We start from the raw sequence: 16,451 nt of genomic DNA, 5'->3' as shown, positions 1-16,451 counted from the left end.
TTACAATAGACAAAAAGAAAAAAGAAATAGGGCATTAGGATGAGAGGAGATTTAAAACGATGAAAACCACACAATCATTTCCGAATACAATCCAGACGATAGAAGAACTTCGCGAAATTACGGGAAACCCGAGTGAACTGGTGAACAATAAAGTGATTTCATACTTGGATGAACATTGCAGAGATTTTATCACGAAGTCACCTTTTTTGACGATTTCAACGGCTGATGAATTTGGTTCTTGCGACGTCTCTCCAAGAGGAGACGCAGCCGGTTTTGTCTATGTGTTAAATGAAAAGCAATTGATCATTCCTGAAAGGCCCGGCAATAAGCGGATGGATTCGATGCGGAATATCTTGTCGAATCCGAATATCGGTTTGCTGTTTCTCATACCGGGACTCGGCGAAACTTTGCGCATCAATGGAAAAGCCAGTGTGATCCATGATGAAGAATTGTTAGAAAAAATGGTAGTAAACGGAAAAAGACCGCTTCTTGGAATCGGCGTCGATGTGGAAGAATGCTTTATTCATTGCGCCAAGGCGTTCAGGCGCTCAGAATTATGGAGCCCTGATACATGGAGGAACAAAGGAGAGCTGCCAAAAGGCGCGAAAATATTGGCGGCTCACGCGAAGTTGCCGAATGCGGATGAAGAGGCGATTGGAAAAATTCTGGATAAGAGCTACCGGGAAACATTGTATTAGATTTGATATGAAGAGGGATTTACCTGAAAAAGATAAATAAAACACCAAAGGAGCGTCGGAATGAGCAGAGAAAAATGTCGTTGCTGCGGAAGTCCTACATTAGAGGCGAGAGGCGATTATGAGATATGCCTGCTTTGTGATTGGGAAGATGACAATCAAAACGATTTTCAAGAAAAAGAAGTCTGGGGCGGACCCAATGGAGATTACTCTTTAGAGGAAGCCAGAATTAATTTTGCACAGAACTTAATCATGTATAGAGGGAAAAATGAAATAGATTCTCTGAGCACAAAGGTAAAGAAAACAAAGTTGCTGAAAGCTTATCAGGAATTAGAGGCAAGCAATGAAACGACTAAGAAGTGGCTGGACATTCTACTATTGGAACAGGAACTTTATATGTCTAAATAGCCGATTGGTATTCAGCTTATCTTCAGACGGCAACTCGCCAAACAGCTATTCACCAGGTTTTTCATGAGGAAGGCAGTTTAGCCAATCTCTTAACAGTTGGTTAAATTCATGCGCTTTTTGCACCGGCCAAGCATGTTGGGCGCCAGGAATCAAACGCCCTACGGAATTTGGGACTAATTCAGGAGCTAGACTTACAGCTTCCAAAATACCGGGAGATTCCTGGTCCCCTGCTGTGAACAAGCAGGGAACAGCAATATTTCCATACGACTGATCCAGCTGGAACTGCATAATTTCCTTCCAAATGGTTTCATAAGTTTTGCGTGTCAGCAGCTGATAATTCGCGCGAAATTCAGCTGCTTTATCGGGAGGCAAATGATAATAGTCACGGGCGACTCTATTGAGATAACGTTCATTTTGGATTTCTCTTTGGACGATTCGGGATTGCATTTTAAGGAGAAATTGAAAGCGCATGGGTGTGGCGGTAATGCCACTGATAAAGGCGCTGAGAATTTTGTCGGGATGCCGTTTCGCCAATTCCAAGGCGACATGGCCACCCAATGATATCCCGACTACATGAACGGTCCGGTTTTTTATGACTTCTTTTGCGATCATATCAGTAGTATCCATTAAGCTGATCCATGGGACAGAAACGCTTTTTCCATGCCCTGGCAAATCCACCAGGATGATCGGGTAATCCGAGAATGCTTTTTCTTGCTGCCACCACATCCACCGGCCCGCACCAATTCCATGGATAAAGAGAATGGGCTCGTTTTCATTAATCTCTGTTTCCGAAAAATGGAGCATTGTAATCAACTCCTCTCGTTTTCTCCAATCAAAGATCCTCTCTAACCAATGAATTAAAATCCAAAATTAACCATATATAACAAACTTTTTGACCTTTAATTGAAATAAAATGGTAGAATAATGAGAAAGTCACTAAAATGAGTAGACTTCATTTCTATAATGTCATTCATGATGATAAAAATATACCTAATAGCTCTGATGCATATCTAGGAAAAGACGGAGGATCTTCAAATGCAAAAAGAACAAACTAGATATTCTCGGTTAGCTCATATAACAAAATTAATAAATTCCAAGTTCGAATTGCGGCCTTTGATGGAGCATGTCATCACGGCGATATCGGAAGAAATTGTCCAATGTGATTCTGTCGGTATTTATTTGCCTCAAGAAGATGGTAATTTCAGAGGATATGTTGGTAAACCTGAAGTAATAAACGGAATGACCTTGGATATGCACTTGATTGATACGAAATTTGATTTATTGGCACAAGAAGTAATTGAAACTCAAAAAACAATTTACATACCTGACACAGCTAAAGACCGTCGCCCGGACCCAAGAGCAGTGGCAGGATTCGGAATAAAATCTTTGTTGGCACTTCCTATTTCCTATGAAGGAGAATTGTATGGGCTCGTTTTTTTATTTGACTATGGGATCCCAATGAATCTGTCACCTGATGAAATACAAACGGTTGAAGCCTATGTCAATATGGCAGGTGTTGCCATCCGCAACACGAACAATTTAGCGCGCAAAGAAAATCTCATTTCCGAAAAACAATTGCTGTTGGACCTGACTCGGGATTTATCTATGAGTGCCTCGATTGCGGCTGTTATGGATAAATGTTTCCATTATATCAGCGTTGTTTTAAAAAACGATAATATTGGCGTTCATTTACTGGATCCTTTGGCTGGTGCAAAAATCAAACCTACTAATTTAAGTGAAAAAAGTGATTGGGATAAAGAAGAATGGCTGGAGAAACATGATGAGCTGCGCTTTGACCCTTCAAATGACCCGGTTTTCGACGAAGTGATCCGAACGAAAAAGCCATTGCTGATTGCAGATGTGACAAAAGACGAAAGACCGAATCAGGAAGTATGCCGCTCTTTCGGTATTGAAGGGATGCTTATGATTCCTTTTGTAGCTATGGGAGAAGTTTTGGGTGCATTGGCTCTCGTGCAGTTTGAAAAGAACGCATCGGCTTATAGTGAATCAGATATACAATTGGCACAATCTATAGCCGATGCCACTGCCTCTACACTATCTAATCTGCTGTACATGGATAAACAAGAAGTAATTATTGAAGAAAGAACTTCAGAAATCCAGACAAAAAATAATGAATTAGAAAAAGTTGTTGCTGAATTGGGAAGCTTGAGCCGGGAAAAGGAATTGATATTAAATTCAGTTGGTGAAGGTATTTTGGGTTTGATCTGGAAGGAAAAATCACTTTCTGTAATGCGGCAACCGACTCTATCCTGGGTTATGAAAAAGGTGAACTGATCGGACATTCTTATAAATCAGTTTTTGACAAAGCTCAGCTATCCATGAAAAGTTCATCTTCGATAAAAGAAGGTGTAAAATTCCGTAAAAAAGACAGCACTTCTTTTTCGGTTGAATATGTACTTTCGGCAATAAAAGAAAATGGTGAAATCATAGGAGAAGTCGTTACGTTCAGGGATATAACGGAAAGAATGCGATTAGAAGAAGAAATTCGATATTTAGCTTATTATGATAAACTTACTGATTTGCCGAACCGGATTCTTTTGGAGGATCTCTTGATACAGGAAATAAGCAGAGCAGCAAAATCAAAAGGCAATATAGCAGTTTTTTATTTGGATTTAGATCGGTTCAAAATGATTAATGACAGTTTGGGCCACAGCTATGGAGATCTTCTCTTAAGGGATGTCGCAAACCGATTAAGACGTACTGTTCCTGATGAGGCTATTGTTTCTCGGCAAGGGGGAGACGAATTCACCATTCTATTGCCGGAATTCCAATACCATAACGAAGTTTTGAACCTAGTGGAACGAATAGTGAATTCTTTTGCTGAGCCTTTTTCGTTAAAAGGAAGTGATGTCTACATTAAAACCAGTATCGGAATTAGTTTGTACCCTCAAGATGGTCAGTCAGCTGAAACCTTGATTAAAAATGCAGATGCTGCCATGTACAAATCCAAGGAAAAGTCTGGAACCTACCATCATTTCTTTAGAAGTGAAATGAGCGACAGAAGCCTCGAAAATATAATGCTGGAGAATGCGTTGTACAAAGCTTTGGAAAATGAAGAGCTAGAGATTTATTATCAGCCTCAAATTGATAGTAGAAACAATCAGATTATGGGTGCAGAAGCATTGCTAAGATGGAACCATCCGATTAAAGGAATGATTTCTCCCCTTGATTTTATTCCGATAGCTGAAGAGTCAGGGTTGATTGTTCCAATTGGAAGATGGGTGTTGTTGAATGCATGCAAACAGTTGAAAATATGGCATGAGCAGGGACATACAGATATGACTGTATCTGTAAATCTATCAGGACGCCAGTTTGAAGAAGACGACTTGCTAACGATGATTGAATCCATCTTATCTGAAACAGGTTTAGCTCCTGATTTTTTGCATATCGAATTAACGGAAAATCAGATTTTTAAAAATACCCATTTTACGATAGATAAAATGAAAGAGCTGAAAATGCTTGGCGTCAAAATAGCATTGGATGATTTTGGAACAGGCTATTCATCTTTAGGCTATTTGAAGAATTTTCCGATTGATACATTAAAGGTGGATCGATCCTTTATGGCGGATATCACAAAAGACAAAGACAATGCAGCCATCACCAGCACGATTATTGCATTAGCTCAAAATCTCGGGTTGGATATCATAGCTGAAGGCGTAGAAACCGAAGAACAATTGGTTTTTCTTACGGCTAAAGATTGTTTCACTATACAAGGCTATTACTTCAGTAAACCGTTAAAAGCCGATGCGCTGACTGAAAAATATATGTGAAATCAATTATTTGCCCGCAAATAAAGCTTATTCACAGAACAAATTCTCGGAATAGACTCTGCACATGTGTCTCCCAAGATGGCTTTTATTTCCCCTTGAACTGTAAGTTGATCTCCGGTTAGAGGGGTTTCTTGGAAGTCGGTAATGACCGTTTTATCATTCACTCGAATCCACATTACGGTTTCATTTGCTGAAATTTGTTGCGATAATTCCACCAAAACTTTATCACCCTCTATTTCAGTAATGGTTCCACTGATTTCAGTTTCCGCTTGATACTGAGTGTCTTCAGAATTTTCATCTGGGCTGGCGGAGATTTGGGGTGTTGCGTCACCTTGGCAAGCGCTCAATAAAAAGACCAGCGCTAAAAACCAAATTGCCTTCATCGGATTCACTCCTTCAACTTCTAAACTATTTCAGCCCTGTAGTGTTAGACGGAAAGAACACCTTATAGTTTCAATCAAAAAAGAGCAGTGAAAGCCGCTCTTTTATTTGTTCTTTCTCCAGCCTTGAAATTCTGGAGCCTTGAAATTGTAGACGGGCTTCAGTACAGACTGAATCTCAATGGTTTCTTTCGTATTATCGATGATCTCCTGCATCGTTTTGTATGCAAAAGGCGACTCATCGATTGTATCTTGGCTGACACTTGTGGTGTAGACGTCTTTCATCGTATCCGTGAAATCGTTTAGTTCCAGCAGCTGTATCTCTGGAGAAGTTCGCCAAAACACGGTCCAGCTCTACATGCTTGATAAAGTCATGAGCGGCAGTTCGGATGGATTGGCCAGAAGGAACGAATGCCTTTACGGCTGCATCCAACTTGGCGAAATCAACATCCGGTTTCTGAACTTCCACGCATAGCATGCCGCAGCCAATGTCCACGCCGACCAGATTCGGGACCACACGATCGATTACTTTCATGGTAGTCCCGATGACGGCACCTTTTCCGGCGTGGCAATCCCGCATGATGCGGACCTGTGCATTTGCTGTCAATTCTTCATTCAAGGACCCCTCAATTTGCGACACCGTCACATCATCAATGTTGTCTGTAAATACTTTTGCTTCACTGTACTTGCCTCTTATAACTTTCAATGTCATCCCTCTTCATTCTGTTTAAGTGAAAATATGTTCACAATATATCTCTATATTATAAATTTTATTTCTATTTGTGTAAGAAATTGGATATACATTTTGGATTTTAGTGAATATACTGAAAGTGGAGGCAGGAAGATGTAAATACTATGTCTTAGTCGGGATAATGAGCCAGTCAGAAGTATATGCATTAATTACGACGCTTACCTGGAAATATGAAAGCTGTTGAAAGGAGAGACTAAATGATGGATTTCGAAACAGTAATGCAGGAACTTGAAGCGCTGGGCAAAGAGCGGATGAAGAAAATGTACGTATCCAATGGGGCACACGAGCCCGTTTTTGGTGTGGCTACGGGGGCGATGAAACCGATAGTGAAGCAAATCAAAAGAGACCAGCAATTAGCAGACCAGCTTTACGCGACCGGCAACTACGATGCCATGTATTTTGCAGGCATTATCGCGGATCCGAAAATCATGACCGCAGCAGATTTTGAGCGGTGGATCGATGGCGCATATTTTTACATGCTGTCGGATTATGTTGTAGCCGTAACGTTGTCGGAATCGGATATTGCACAGGAAGTAGCCGACAAATGGATAGACAGCGGCGAAGAGCTGAAGATGTCTGCAGGTTGGAGCTGTTACTGCTGGCTTCTGGGGAGCCGGAAGGACCAGGAATTTTCCGAAAGCAAAATCGCCTCAATGTTGGATCGAGTTAAACATACGATACACGATTCGCCTGAACGAACGAAATCTGCAATGAATAATTTTTTATACACGGTTGGTATCTCTTATAGACCGCTTACTGAAAAAGCGGTTGAAGTTTCAAAAGAAGTGGGAGTAATCGAAATGAAGAGGGACAATAAAAAGAGCAGTTTTTTGAATGCCAATGAAAGCATTCAAAAGGATCTGGATAAAGGCAGAATCGGATTTAAACGGAGATATGTAAGATGTTAATAGAAAAGGACAATCTTCTGTGGATTGTCCTTTTTGAGTTGTTTCGGACTTTCTTTATTCCTCACGCAGTTTTTTGGATGCATAGCCAATATACAAGAATGCCAATCCATTAACCAATGTAGCAACAGCAAAAATAAAGCCGAAAAAGCTGACACCGATTCCGGCCTGTACGATAGGCGCGATGACTCCCATAAAAATGGCGTAAACCAAAAAAGGGAGCAGGAAAGCTGTCATGTATCCGGAATGAATCCATCGGTGCCGCTTGTTTCCGGCAAACTTGCTTACCGAAAAGCTTAACAGAGCAATGTATATAGCCAAAATAAGGATCATCTCCAGACCTCCAATTCATTTGATTTTAAGTGAAAGATAACACACAAGTATTTCAACTATATCCACGTACTGGTAAGATAAGGGAAAGTGTTGATGTATGTAAAAGGTAATCCTAAGCAGGCAATGAATCATCTTTCACCTAGTAGTGGATATAAACCAGTAAAGGAGCATTTCAATGAACGCTAAAGACATACTGAATAAATTCGGATTCCATGCGGAAGATGAGCCGATCAGCATTTATGCTTTTTCTCCTGTGTACCGGGTCACTCAACCTGGAGGAGAATATATCATCAAAAAAACCCAAAGTCCGATGCTTAAAGCAAATCGTCTGATGGCCTACACCACAAGTTTGAAAGTGTCGGGAATTGACGTAGTCGTACCTGTTTCCATGACCACGGATAATCCGATGGCTATTGATGGCGCAATATATGTCGTGTATCCGTTTATTGAGGGAAGTACTTATTCAGGACTGGACAGTGAAATCCAGGAAGCTGGTAAACTATTCGGCCGGATCCACGCTCTTTCTTCCAATGAAAATGAATTTAATTTAAGTCCCTATGATGCATATGATTTTAATGAACAAGAAGCAGAAGAAGGCATTCAAAAAATCACCCAGAATTCATCAGCATACGATATCGAAATATCTCCCAAGCTGGAAGACCGGCTTATGCAAGCGGTCCACAATCAAGAAGACTTAAATCAAGCTGGATTGCCCCACGTTGCCACGCCTTATGATTTTAAAGCGAACAACCTGATCTATACTCCCGACCCTTATTTGATTGATCCGGATAATGCAGGTTGGGTCCCACGGATTTTCGATTTGGCGTTGGTTCTTTTACTGTTTCACAATGAACTGGAAACTGCACCAGATCAGCCATTTACTTCGCGCCAATGGAAATTGTTTTTAACAGGCTATGAAGAATCGGTGGTCCTGTCACCGAAAGAAAAATCCTATTGGCCGAAAGCCATTGAACATGTATTTCTTGATGAAGTGATGTGGCTGATGGCCGATACCCCGGAAGATTGGCACAATTCTGCGCAGCGAAAATTGTTCGAGAAGCTTGTCCAATTGCTGATGAATGTTGAAGAGTATGATTTTATATAACCCGATCAAGAAAGTATATTGAGTGCTTTGAATTAAGTAGAGGAGTTATCACTTATAATTTTCCAATAAGGAGCGTTTTTATGAAAGATCGAATCATTTTAGCAATCATCTTATTTTGTGTACTCGGAGCAGCCGCAGTGAGCAACATAGATTTTTTAAGCCAAACTGCCAAGTCCGCTTTTTATATCGTCAGCATGGGCATCCTTCTTATAATAGGGATTGTCAGTCTGTTTGCTTTAATAAAAAAAGGCAGAAATAAAGAAGGGATGTAACCTTGATGCATTCTTTGGACACTCTATTGTTTCAATGACATCACTAGCTCTTTAAAATGAACGGATACATAAGCAGGGTTGGTAATCGGTAAAAGGTGATGGCTTTTCGGGATAACCTTGATGATCGCCTCTGACTGTGAAAGACGGAAGGCCACTTTTTTCTCTGCTTCAGACTCGTCTTTTTCCTTATCAGCCAGCAACAACAAAAGAGGAACGTCAGATTCTTCCTTTAGACAATAGTTAGTTTTGGTAACGGCTTTAGACAGTGCATTCACTGCAACTGCATCGCTATGATGGACATATATTCCATCTCTGTTTACAAAGTTGCCGAGCAGATACACAGTAAATTTCTCTTTCATAAAAGATGGCATATCCATTGCCTCGACTTGTTCCTGGATGGCTTGTTGTAAATCTTCGAGCTTTTCAACGGCAGGAAGTTCAATTTCTTCATCTTCACCGCCGCTATAATCGCCTATAAAATAATGACCTCCATCCAACAAAGTGATGCTGAGGACTATTTCAGGAAATTTTTTATAGAAATGTTGGATGATCCAAGCTCCGATTGAATTGCCGATAAGATGGACTTCGGAAATTGATAATTCGGCTAAAAGTCTCTTAAGCTCTTCTATATAGGTTTCAATTGAAAAGTTTTTGCTTGCCTCATTATTATGGCCAGGCAGATCGATAGCCAACAACTGGAATTCCTTCAGATTTTCAGCTAAGGATTCATAGATTTCCTTCCGTTCTCCAAGTGCTGGGATTGCGACGATTGTGGGTTTATTGTTTCCTTGATTGTATAAAATAGACTGTGACATTCAAGTGCCTCCCAAATATTCCTAGATAAAGTACTATTTCGTTAACCACAAAATAATACCTGCAAATTCATTCGTTTTAATCGAAAAGGGGACAGGAAATGACAAAGTTAACTGCGTGGGTGATCGGCAGTTTTGTGTCGGCTACAATCTTATGTGTTTTCGGGCAAGGGATCGCATATTTTTTGAACGAGAATGTTGTTGATATCGCGCCAATTTACTACTTGACGGCTTTAACTGTTAGTGGCATTTCACTGTATGCACTAGCTGCAATCTTAATTTTTTTTCTGTTCAAAAAGAAAGAATTTGTTTCTGAAAATTGGGAAATCTATTTGATGATCTTGTGCATAACGGCTCCAAGTGCATCTGTCTGGGCATTTTTTGTTACGGTAATGTGGTGGGGATAGAAGCAAAGTTTCACAGAAAAGCGCGCTTTAAAGGATCTGATAGCTTTTGATTTCATAAGAATAGAAACAAATTTTATATTTATAGGACAGCACGTGCTATAATATAGAACTTAGGGCAAAACCAGCTTTTGCCGTAATTGAACGGATGCCAAAAAGCCTCCGCTTCCCGAAAGAATATGGAGGTGTAAGAAAATGAATAAACGATGGACCTTTAAAGAAATTAAAGCATTTGTTGAAAAAAACTCAGACAGCAAATTATTGTCTACAGAATATCATGGGTTTTCTCAGAAGCTGCTGTTTAAATGTGCATGCGGCAATAATTTCGAGAAAACATTTACAAAATTCAATACGAAAAACCAGCGTAAATGTGACGTGTGCCAGCCGCCGAAAGCGCCGCGTGGCCAAGAATAAATAGCAAAAGAACTGATTTCTGAATACAGAAATCAGTTCTTTTTTATGCTCAATACGAAAGATAATCCATCTCTTCGTTGCCCATAGGCAATTATTTGTTTCGAATGCTGATCTGGTATTGCGTGTTGGTGATGGCCAAAATACCAACAATGATGAAAATGCTGAACAGTTGTGATGAATCTGATGCAATCGAGTAGAACAGAAGCAGGACAATCGCTCCCAGCAACAGAGAATTCATGGTGATATGTGTTTTGTACAAACCGCCAAGTATGACGTGCTTTTCGCCATCATCCGAAACATTCAGCAATTTTTCAGCATATTTTTTATCACTGATGGAAGGCAATTCCCGTTCTGGATACATACTCTTCATTAGTCCTGGCAGAATGCTGGAAATGATAAAACTGAAGACAATCAGCACAAGACCGAAAATCAGCAGCCAAAGCGGCTGGGTCGTCAAAAGGCTTAAGCTCATTGATGCCAAACTGAACAAGATCGCCAACGTGGAAGCAAGGCTTGCGTCCGCATATTGTCTGTACATTCGCCCTTCAGCTGCATCTTCTTCGTCTCCGGTTAAATCCTGTTTGGCTAGATAGCGGATACTGACATAACGGTAAGCGGAAAAGACAACTAACACTGCAGCGGCTGCGAGAATGATCAAGTTTCCAGGGTAGGCGTAAGGCAATAAGTCTATACGGAAATCTCCATCCAAGACAACGAGCATACCGAAAAATCCAATCAATGCACCGATCACCAACTGACCAATTAAACTTCCGTATTTTTTCATTCCAGTTCCTCCTCTTCAAATTGAAAGATCTCTTCGACGGGTTCTTCAAAGACATGTGCGATTTTCGTGGCGATCAGCAGAGAAGGCATAAATTCTCCTCGTTCAATCAAACTTACCGTTTGCCGGGAAATCTTTGCCCGTTTTGCTAATTCTGTTTGATTGATTCCCAATCGAGCCCGTAATTCCTTTAATCTAGTTTTCATGTCTTCACCTCACTATAGTTAAAGTGTAAATGATTTGTTTCAAAATGACAAGTATATTGGTCAAATTGAAAAAGATTATTGTCTTATTACAATTAATTTTGAGGATAAAGATTAATATAAATTGACTCAGTATTGCAGTGGTGTTATATTTTATTTAATTAGAGACAACAAGAGTCTGTAATATCTATAAAAGGAATGGGAGGTCATTATGAAATATTCAAACGCGACGAACTATGCTTTGCACACGATGGTCCATCTTATCCGATTGCCGCAAAACAGTACGATAGGTGTTCAGGAACTGGCGGAATTTCAAAAACTGTCGCCAACTTATCTGTCGAAAATATTAACCAAGCTTACTAAAGCTGGCCTGATTGAATCGACTCCCGGTGCCAAAGGCGGGTACAAAATTTCCAAGTCTCCAAATGAAATTTCATTTCTGGATGTCATCATTGCCATTGAAGGAGACAGCAACCTATTCAATTGCTCGCTTCATCACAATGAAGGCTGTCTGATTGAAAAAGTCATGCGACAATCTGAAGAAAATATGAAATCTGAACTTGAAAGCCAATTGTTGATTGATATCGTGAAGAAGATGGAAAGCGGAGCCGAAAAAACCACCGGCAACTAAATTTATATAGAAGGAAGATGATGAAATGATAATGGATTGCGCAGTAATCGGCGGAGGGCCTGCCGGATTAAATGCTTCACTGGTTTTGGGCAGGGCAAGAAAGAAAACGGTTTTGTTTGATGACAATAAACCAAGGAATGCTGTCACATCAGAAGCCCATGGATTTATTACACGCGACGGGATAGATCCTCAGGAATTGAAACGAATTGCCCAAGACGAACTGGCTGAATATCCGAATATCCAAATTGAAAAACAGCGGGTGCAAAGCATAGTAAAAGAACAAGAGCTGTTCCATATTGAAACCGAGCAAGGTCATCACTTCAAAGCCCGAAAAGTGATTTTAGCGACGGGCTTTAAAGAAGTTCTTCCGGCTATCGACCGCTTGAACGAATTTTATGGAAAGAGCCTTTTCAGTTGTCCATTTTGTGATGGATGGGAGCTCAGAGACCATCCGCTCGTTGTCCTTGCAGAAATCCCAGGTGCTTTTCATATGGCCAAAGTGGCTTCCAATTGGACGGATGATTTAATTGTCTGTACGAATGGAAAACCGGTACTTTCCCTAGAAGAAAAAGAGATTTTGGAAAAGAACAGCATCAAAGTCAACGAGAAAAAGGTCAGCTCATTGAGTGGGACAAACGGTAAGTTGGAAGCCATTGAGTTTGAGGATGGCGAACGCCTTTTCCGTACAGGTGGGTTTGTAGCATCTGAATGGGTTCAGGCTTCTGGGTTTGGGACATCACTCGGCTGTGCGTTGAATGAACGAGGCGGAGTGGAGGCCGATCGTTTTCAACGGACCAATGTTGAGGGAGTCTTTGCTTGTGGAGATACGGTGATGGATGGGCCATCCCAATTGATCATCGCTGCTGCAGAAGGCAGTATGGCGGGCATTGGCGTAAATGGAGAGTTGCTTGAAGAAAAATTTAAAAACAAGGAAAGTTTGAAAACGATTCAAAATTAAAGAGAGGAGAAGTGTAAATGCCGAATAAACACCGCGAGCCGCAGGGAACAACACATGGCCATCACCACGGGAAAATCTCTTATCTGGAACACCCGGAAAGAAGAAAGGCATTTTCTCCCGAAACCTTGTTGAAAAGAATTCCATTGAAAAACACTGACTCTGTTTTAGACTTTGGTGCTGGCACCGGCTATTTCACGATTCCAGCAGCTAAACAAGTCGATGGTGTTGTCTATGCAATAGATACTGATTTGAGTATGCTGGAAATGATCAAAACAAAAGCCGCGAAAGAAGAGCTTACTAATATTGTGCCAATCCAAGGCGGTGAAGGAGAGCTTTCAATACCGAAAGAATCCATCGATGTGGTCATTGCATCATTAGTTTTACATGAAATTGATCCTTTGACAGAAACGTTAATGAAGATGAAAGAGTGGCTCAAAGCAGGTGGCCATTTGGCCGTCGTTGAGCTTGAGCCTAAGATACAGCCGGCGCAAAAAGCACCGAGAATTTCGTTGATCGGCATGGAAAAGGCAATAGAGGACGCGGGGTTGCGGATTACCGATAAGTTCTTTCCGGCTGACTCCTTGTATGTTCTCATTGCCCGGAAGCATGAATGGGCGCAAGGGGAGTGATGATTGATATATAGAAAGAGAATCCCTATGTGAGCAATCTGGTAAAAAAGAAAGTCAAAATCACAGAAGATCGGTGTTTATGAACTGCAAGTTAGTTGCAGAAATGGGAGATGGACCATGAAGTTCAAATTAGGGGCGGCTATTATAGCCATAGGGATTATCGTGTTTTTAATTCTTCAAGCGACAGTGTTTTGCGAAGCATGCGGCAGTGAAAGGGCAGATATGAAGCAAGATGCTACAAATGCGGTTTATGAGTTAGATGTTCAGATGAGTGAAGACGGGAGCTTTCAAGTTGGAGCTACAATTGAAGTGACGAATGATTCATTGGATTCCTGGTCTGAAATCGGCTTTTATCTGGTGCCGAATGCCATGAATTCGGAAGAAACAGCGAACTACGAAGATGAAGACCTTGAGATTGAAGTGTCTTCAGTCTCCATTGACGGTGTGGAAACCGACTACAAACTGGACAACAACGAACTGATGGTAGAACTGGAAGACAAGCTGGAGCCCGATTCCCAAGCAATAGTGGCCGTCGAGTATGCGATGGTTTTGCCGGAAGGCGGCATGCGATTATCCCAAGTGGATGATAATTATTACCTGGCCCATTGGTATCCGATGCTCGGCATTTACAAAGATGGCTGGGACATTATCGATTATGATTCAAAAGGGGAATCCTACGATACGGATTACGGCGACTATACCGTCAGCTACGAGTTGCCCAAAGAATACCTGGTGGCCAGTTCAGGTGAAGATGGACCAATTGAGGCAACACAGAACGGTCTGGTGAAAGGTCAAAACATCAAAGATTTTTACCTGGCAATCATGGACCCGGATGGGTGGGAAACCCGAACCGTCCAAGCCAACGACACTGAACTGCGGGTGTTCACGCCCGTTTCGGCAAACATGCTGGAGGAAACCTCGGAATTGGCTGCTGAAGCTTATGTCTATTTTGAAGAAAATATTGGAGACAATCCCTTTGGTGAGTTGGATATCATCGGGAACGACGGTTATATGGAATACCCGAACATCATAGAAGTAGCCGCAGATGAGGAATCGCAGGAGTCGGTTTTGGTACATGAAATCGCCCATCAATGGTTTTATTACTTGGTGACGAATGATCCGTATCAGGAAGCGTGGCTTGACGAAGGCTTGACGGAATTCGCGAGTTCCATTTTCATCAGCGAACGCTATGGCGATGAAGAATATGGATTTTGGAGCGCTGCAGCAGCTGAAGATTATTATCCGACAGAAACTTATGTGAACATCCCGCTCGATAAATTTGTGGATGAATCGTATTACTCAACCATTTATGGCAAGGTTCCAATGTTGCTCAAAGAATATGTTGACAGCCTGGATGGAAATGAAACAGCGCTGGAGTTCCTCGCTGCCTATTACGCAGAATTTCAATTCAAGCAAGTCGGCACCGAAGAGTTTAAAGCATTTTTTGAAATGTATTTTGAAGGGGATCAAAGCGAATTCCTGGATAGCTGGTTAAAGTAGAAAAGGATTGGGAGAAGGGGAAGGGGAACTGCAACACTACTCTTTCTTTTCCTTCTTTCAATGTAAAGCAGCAGACAAAACTCGATAAGCTGAAGCGCCAGTCTGACTCTACATCTAAAGTCTTAGTCTTAAGCACCCCTGAGCCCGATGGTTTAAATGGTAAAGCCGGTTATGCTGGTATTATTAAAGATTTACCAAAATTCAGGAGGTGCTTTATGCAGTTGAATCAAAAATTGGTTTTATCATCTATTCTTTTATTGGTTGCTCTATTGGCCGGCTCTGGATTATTCCTGAATTCATTGGAAAGGAATCAATGGGTCCACGAAACCTTGATCGAAGTGTTTCAAAACGATGCGAAAGTAAAACAGGATATGAGCAGAGGAGAAGTCACGGTTTCCGCAGATGAATTTGCGGATAATATGGTTATTTTTGTAGAAGACGTCCTAATGTATCCTTTTTACATGTTGGTCTTTGCCGTATTCCTAGGCTTGTTCGGATTTCTGATGATGGCGACCCATCCTTCGATTGCGTCAGCTTTTCTTGCGCTGGCCGGTGTATTATCCCTGTTCACTTTAGTTCCACCTGTTTTATTGTTTTTTGCTGCAAACAGTTTAGTGAAGTCGGGTGGGACTTTAACGGCGGTACCCCACAGGAACGCATTTTGATCACTGGGTAAATCGGCAGAAAAGGAGCTTTAAAAAGGCTTCTTTTTTTATGCGTATATGGCTAAAGCATAAGGGAAAAGAAGGAGTTTTCAATGAAATGGAGAATATAACCAACTAGCTTGAAATGGTGCATTCGTGAGGGAGGGACAATATGTACAAATTGCTTATGTTGTTGTATTGGCTTTCTGCATTCCTTACGCTTGCTGGTTTCTATGGAATGAATAGTTTGAGTGAACCGGTAAAAAATGATGATTTCGGAGGAGGAAATGGCAACCCGACTCTGGTTATTCCATTTTTCCTCATGCCGTTCATTTTGTATTTCTTATATGGAACGATTGAATTATCGATGAGAGCAACCAGCAGGTGGTACAGTCCTAAAGGCATTTGGACTGGAATTGCAATCAGTTTCATTTATGTGGCTGTATCCTCTGCTTATACATTGAAAAAAGCAAAAGACTTTCGGATCTATATCGTTGAGACAAAAGATGCTTTTGACAACCCCTAAGACTTTTCCTTATTCACTATTTTTTCCAATCATATTTTCTTTAACCCACTGACTTTTGGCCTGCTGGTGGTGGGGTGTTTTCTGATAGGATCGGTTTGGAGTTTAATTAGACAAGCACCTGAGAAATAAAGAGAAGATATATATTGCCGTTCGCATAAGAAAGGACATACAAGGCATGTTAACTTACGGGTATTACGTTGTATTGCTGGTTTTAATTCTGCTAGCGGCATGGAGTACGTGGGGGGAAACCCATAAAACGATCATGTATGGAATTGCCATAGCCGGACTTTTAGGTTTAGTCGTCCTAAA

Annotated in this window: 20 protein-coding genes and 1 pseudogene; 14 read left to right on the top strand and 7 right to left on the bottom strand. The window is 41.2% G+C overall.

Going from position 1 to position 16,451, the window contains the following annotated elements:
* Positions 1 to 59: 59 nt before the first annotated feature.
* Complete coding sequence (locus QMA04_RS12055; protein ID WP_290186026.1) at positions 60 to 698, top strand: pyridoxamine 5'-phosphate oxidase family protein; 639 nt, start codon at positions 60 to 62, stop codon at positions 696 to 698.
* A gap of 60 nt (positions 699 to 758) precedes the next feature.
* The gene (locus QMA04_RS12050) at positions 759 to 1,103 is read left to right on the top strand and encodes a CPCC family cysteine-rich protein (protein WP_290186024.1); all 345 of its coding nucleotides are present in this window, start codon (positions 759 to 761) and stop codon (positions 1,101 to 1,103) included.
* Between the two features lie 45 nt (positions 1,104 to 1,148).
* On the opposite strand, the gene QMA04_RS12045 is transcribed toward QMA04_RS12050, so the two are convergent.
* Positions 1,149 to 1,907 carry an alpha/beta fold hydrolase gene (locus QMA04_RS12045; protein ID WP_290186022.1) on the bottom strand — a complete coding sequence of 253 codons (759 nt, stop codon included), beginning with the start codon at positions 1,905 to 1,907 and terminating at the stop codon, positions 1,149 to 1,151.
* A 231-nt stretch (positions 1,908 to 2,138) separates the two neighbouring features.
* Here QMA04_RS12045 and QMA04_RS12040 point away from each other — a divergent pair.
* Positions 2,139 to 4,894: pseudogene (locus QMA04_RS12040) on the top strand (sensor domain-containing phosphodiesterase).
* Between the two features lie 2 nt (positions 4,895 to 4,896).
* Here QMA04_RS12040 and QMA04_RS12035 read toward each other — a convergent pair.
* Together QMA04_RS12035 and QMA04_RS12030 are read right to left on the bottom strand one after the other, a co-directional pair.
* Positions 4,897 to 5,277 (bottom strand): hypothetical protein, encoded by a 381-nt coding sequence (locus QMA04_RS12035; protein WP_290186020.1) that lies wholly within the window; start codon positions 5,275 to 5,277, stop codon positions 4,897 to 4,899.
* Between the two features lie 235 nt (positions 5,278 to 5,512).
* On the bottom strand, positions 5,513 to 5,980 hold the full coding sequence (locus QMA04_RS12030; RefSeq protein WP_290186019.1) for an RtcB family protein: 468 nt from the start codon (positions 5,978 to 5,980) through the stop codon (positions 5,513 to 5,515).
* Positions 5,981 to 6,225: 245 nt separating this feature from the next.
* Between QMA04_RS12030 and QMA04_RS12025 the strand changes: the two genes are divergently transcribed.
* Entirely contained in the window at positions 6,226 to 6,933 is a 708-nt protein-coding gene (locus QMA04_RS12025; RefSeq protein WP_290186143.1) for a DNA alkylation repair protein, read from the top strand.
* A gap of 54 nt (positions 6,934 to 6,987) precedes the next feature.
* Here QMA04_RS12025 and QMA04_RS12020 read toward each other — a convergent pair whose 3' ends face one another.
* On the bottom strand, positions 6,988 to 7,263 hold the full coding sequence (locus QMA04_RS12020) for a hypothetical protein (RefSeq protein WP_191714286.1): 276 nt from the start codon (positions 7,261 to 7,263) through the stop codon (positions 6,988 to 6,990).
* 175 nt (positions 7,264 to 7,438) lie between these two features.
* On the opposite strand from QMA04_RS12020, the gene QMA04_RS12015 reads away from it, so the two are divergent.
* Together QMA04_RS12015 and QMA04_RS12010 are read left to right on the top strand one after the other, a co-directional pair.
* Positions 7,439 to 8,368: a phosphotransferase enzyme family protein gene (locus QMA04_RS12015; RefSeq protein WP_290186017.1), complete on the top strand. Its 930-nt coding sequence runs from the start codon at positions 7,439 to 7,441 to the stop codon at positions 8,366 to 8,368.
* 80 nt (positions 8,369 to 8,448) lie between these two features.
* Positions 8,449 to 8,640, top strand: coding sequence for a hypothetical protein (locus QMA04_RS12010; RefSeq protein ID WP_191714288.1), 192 nt, complete (start codon positions 8,449 to 8,451; stop codon positions 8,638 to 8,640).
* Between the two features lie 23 nt (positions 8,641 to 8,663).
* Here QMA04_RS12010 and QMA04_RS12005 read toward each other — a convergent pair whose 3' ends face one another.
* Positions 8,664 to 9,455 carry an alpha/beta hydrolase gene (locus QMA04_RS12005; RefSeq protein ID WP_290186014.1) on the bottom strand — a complete coding sequence of 264 codons (792 nt, stop codon included), beginning with the start codon at positions 9,453 to 9,455 and terminating at the stop codon, positions 8,664 to 8,666.
* A 98-nt stretch (positions 9,456 to 9,553) separates the two neighbouring features.
* On the opposite strand from QMA04_RS12005, the gene QMA04_RS12000 reads away from it, so the two are divergent.
* Both QMA04_RS12000 and QMA04_RS11995 read left to right on the top strand, forming a co-directional pair.
* The gene (locus QMA04_RS12000; RefSeq protein ID WP_290186012.1) at positions 9,554 to 9,859 is read left to right on the top strand and encodes a hypothetical protein; all 306 of its coding nucleotides are present in this window, start codon (positions 9,554 to 9,556) and stop codon (positions 9,857 to 9,859) included.
* A 192-nt stretch (positions 9,860 to 10,051) separates the two neighbouring features.
* A complete protein-coding gene (locus QMA04_RS11995; protein ID WP_191714291.1) occupies positions 10,052 to 10,270 on the top strand; it encodes a hypothetical protein in 219 nt (72 codons plus the stop codon).
* A gap of 91 nt (positions 10,271 to 10,361) precedes the next feature.
* Here QMA04_RS11995 and QMA04_RS11990 read toward each other — a convergent pair whose 3' ends face one another.
* Positions 10,362 to 11,054, bottom strand: coding sequence for a DUF3169 family protein (locus QMA04_RS11990; RefSeq protein WP_290186010.1), 693 nt, complete (start codon positions 11,052 to 11,054; stop codon positions 10,362 to 10,364).
* Positions 11,051 to 11,257 (bottom strand): helix-turn-helix transcriptional regulator, encoded by a 207-nt coding sequence (locus QMA04_RS11985; RefSeq protein ID WP_290186008.1) that lies wholly within the window; start codon positions 11,255 to 11,257, stop codon positions 11,051 to 11,053. The genes QMA04_RS11990 and QMA04_RS11985 overlap by 4 nt, the downstream gene beginning before the upstream one ends.
* 208 nt (positions 11,258 to 11,465) lie before the next feature.
* On the opposite strand from QMA04_RS11985, the gene QMA04_RS11980 reads away from it, so the two are divergent.
* From QMA04_RS11980 to QMA04_RS11955, 6 genes are all read left to right on the top strand, one after another.
* The gene (locus QMA04_RS11980; RefSeq protein ID WP_290186006.1) at positions 11,466 to 11,885 is read left to right on the top strand and encodes an Rrf2 family transcriptional regulator; all 420 of its coding nucleotides are present in this window, start codon (positions 11,466 to 11,468) and stop codon (positions 11,883 to 11,885) included.
* Between the two features lie 25 nt (positions 11,886 to 11,910).
* A complete protein-coding gene (locus tag QMA04_RS11975) occupies positions 11,911 to 12,843 on the top strand; it encodes an NAD(P)/FAD-dependent oxidoreductase (RefSeq protein WP_290186004.1) in 933 nt (310 codons plus the stop codon).
* A gap of 17 nt (positions 12,844 to 12,860) precedes the next feature.
* Complete coding sequence (locus QMA04_RS11970) at positions 12,861 to 13,472, top strand: class I SAM-dependent methyltransferase (protein ID WP_290186002.1); 612 nt, start codon at positions 12,861 to 12,863, stop codon at positions 13,470 to 13,472.
* Positions 13,473 to 13,589: 117 nt separating this feature from the next.
* Positions 13,590 to 14,972, top strand: coding sequence for a M1 family metallopeptidase (locus QMA04_RS11965; protein WP_290186000.1), 1,383 nt, complete (start codon positions 13,590 to 13,592; stop codon positions 14,970 to 14,972).
* Between the two features lie 215 nt (positions 14,973 to 15,187).
* Entirely contained in the window at positions 15,188 to 15,637 is a 450-nt protein-coding gene (locus QMA04_RS11960) for a hypothetical protein (protein WP_290185998.1), read from the top strand.
* Positions 15,638 to 15,788: 151 nt separating this feature from the next.
* A complete protein-coding gene (locus tag QMA04_RS11955; protein WP_290185996.1) occupies positions 15,789 to 16,142 on the top strand; it encodes a hypothetical protein in 354 nt (117 codons plus the stop codon).
* Positions 16,143 to 16,451: the final 309 nt, after the last annotated feature.

Origin of the sequence: Planococcus sp. APC 3900, assembly GCF_030407735.1 — a bacterium.
GTDB lineage: Bacteria > Bacillota > Bacilli > Bacillales_A > Planococcaceae > Planococcus > Planococcus notacanthi.
The sequence above is the reverse complement of the archived record's forward strand: the minus strand, read 5'-3'. Positions and strand labels throughout refer to the sequence as shown.

Excerpts from the sequence above, each read along its gene's own strand:
- QMA04_RS12055 (WP_290186026.1), top strand. The coding sequence starts at position 60 with ATGAAAACCACACAATCATTTCCGAATACAATCCAGACGATAGAAGAA.
- QMA04_RS12050 (WP_290186024.1), top strand. The coding sequence starts at position 759 with ATGAGCAGAGAAAAATGTCGTTGCTGCGGAAGTCCTACATTAGAGGCG.
- QMA04_RS12045 (WP_290186022.1), bottom strand. The coding sequence starts at position 1,907 with ATGCTCCATTTTTCGGAAACAGAGATTAATGAAAACGAGCCCATTCTC.
- QMA04_RS12035 (WP_290186020.1), bottom strand. The coding sequence starts at position 5,277 with ATGAAGGCAATTTGGTTTTTAGCGCTGGTCTTTTTATTGAGCGCTTGC.
- QMA04_RS12025 (WP_290186143.1), top strand. The coding sequence starts at position 6,226 with ATGGATTTCGAAACAGTAATGCAGGAACTTGAAGCGCTGGGCAAAGAG.
- QMA04_RS12020 (WP_191714286.1), bottom strand. The coding sequence starts at position 7,263 with ATGATCCTTATTTTGGCTATATACATTGCTCTGTTAAGCTTTTCGGTA.
- QMA04_RS12015 (WP_290186017.1), top strand. The coding sequence starts at position 7,439 with ATGAACGCTAAAGACATACTGAATAAATTCGGATTCCATGCGGAAGAT.
- QMA04_RS12010 (WP_191714288.1), top strand. The coding sequence starts at position 8,449 with ATGAAAGATCGAATCATTTTAGCAATCATCTTATTTTGTGTACTCGGA.
- QMA04_RS12005 (WP_290186014.1), bottom strand. The coding sequence starts at position 9,455 with ATGTCACAGTCTATTTTATACAATCAAGGAAACAATAAACCCACAATC.
- QMA04_RS12000 (WP_290186012.1), top strand. The coding sequence starts at position 9,554 with ATGACAAAGTTAACTGCGTGGGTGATCGGCAGTTTTGTGTCGGCTACA.
- QMA04_RS11995 (WP_191714291.1), top strand. The coding sequence starts at position 10,052 with ATGAATAAACGATGGACCTTTAAAGAAATTAAAGCATTTGTTGAAAAA.
- QMA04_RS11990 (WP_290186010.1), bottom strand. The coding sequence starts at position 11,054 with ATGAAAAAATACGGAAGTTTAATTGGTCAGTTGGTGATCGGTGCATTG.
- QMA04_RS11985 (WP_290186008.1), bottom strand. The coding sequence starts at position 11,257 with ATGAAAACTAGATTAAAGGAATTACGGGCTCGATTGGGAATCAATCAA.
- QMA04_RS11980 (WP_290186006.1), top strand. The coding sequence starts at position 11,466 with ATGAAATATTCAAACGCGACGAACTATGCTTTGCACACGATGGTCCAT.
- QMA04_RS11975 (WP_290186004.1), top strand. The coding sequence starts at position 11,911 with ATGATAATGGATTGCGCAGTAATCGGCGGAGGGCCTGCCGGATTAAAT.
- QMA04_RS11970 (WP_290186002.1), top strand. The coding sequence starts at position 12,861 with ATGCCGAATAAACACCGCGAGCCGCAGGGAACAACACATGGCCATCAC.
- QMA04_RS11965 (WP_290186000.1), top strand. The coding sequence starts at position 13,590 with ATGAAGTTCAAATTAGGGGCGGCTATTATAGCCATAGGGATTATCGTG.
- QMA04_RS11960 (WP_290185998.1), top strand. The coding sequence starts at position 15,188 with ATGCAGTTGAATCAAAAATTGGTTTTATCATCTATTCTTTTATTGGTT.
- QMA04_RS11955 (WP_290185996.1), top strand. The coding sequence starts at position 15,789 with ATGTACAAATTGCTTATGTTGTTGTATTGGCTTTCTGCATTCCTTACG.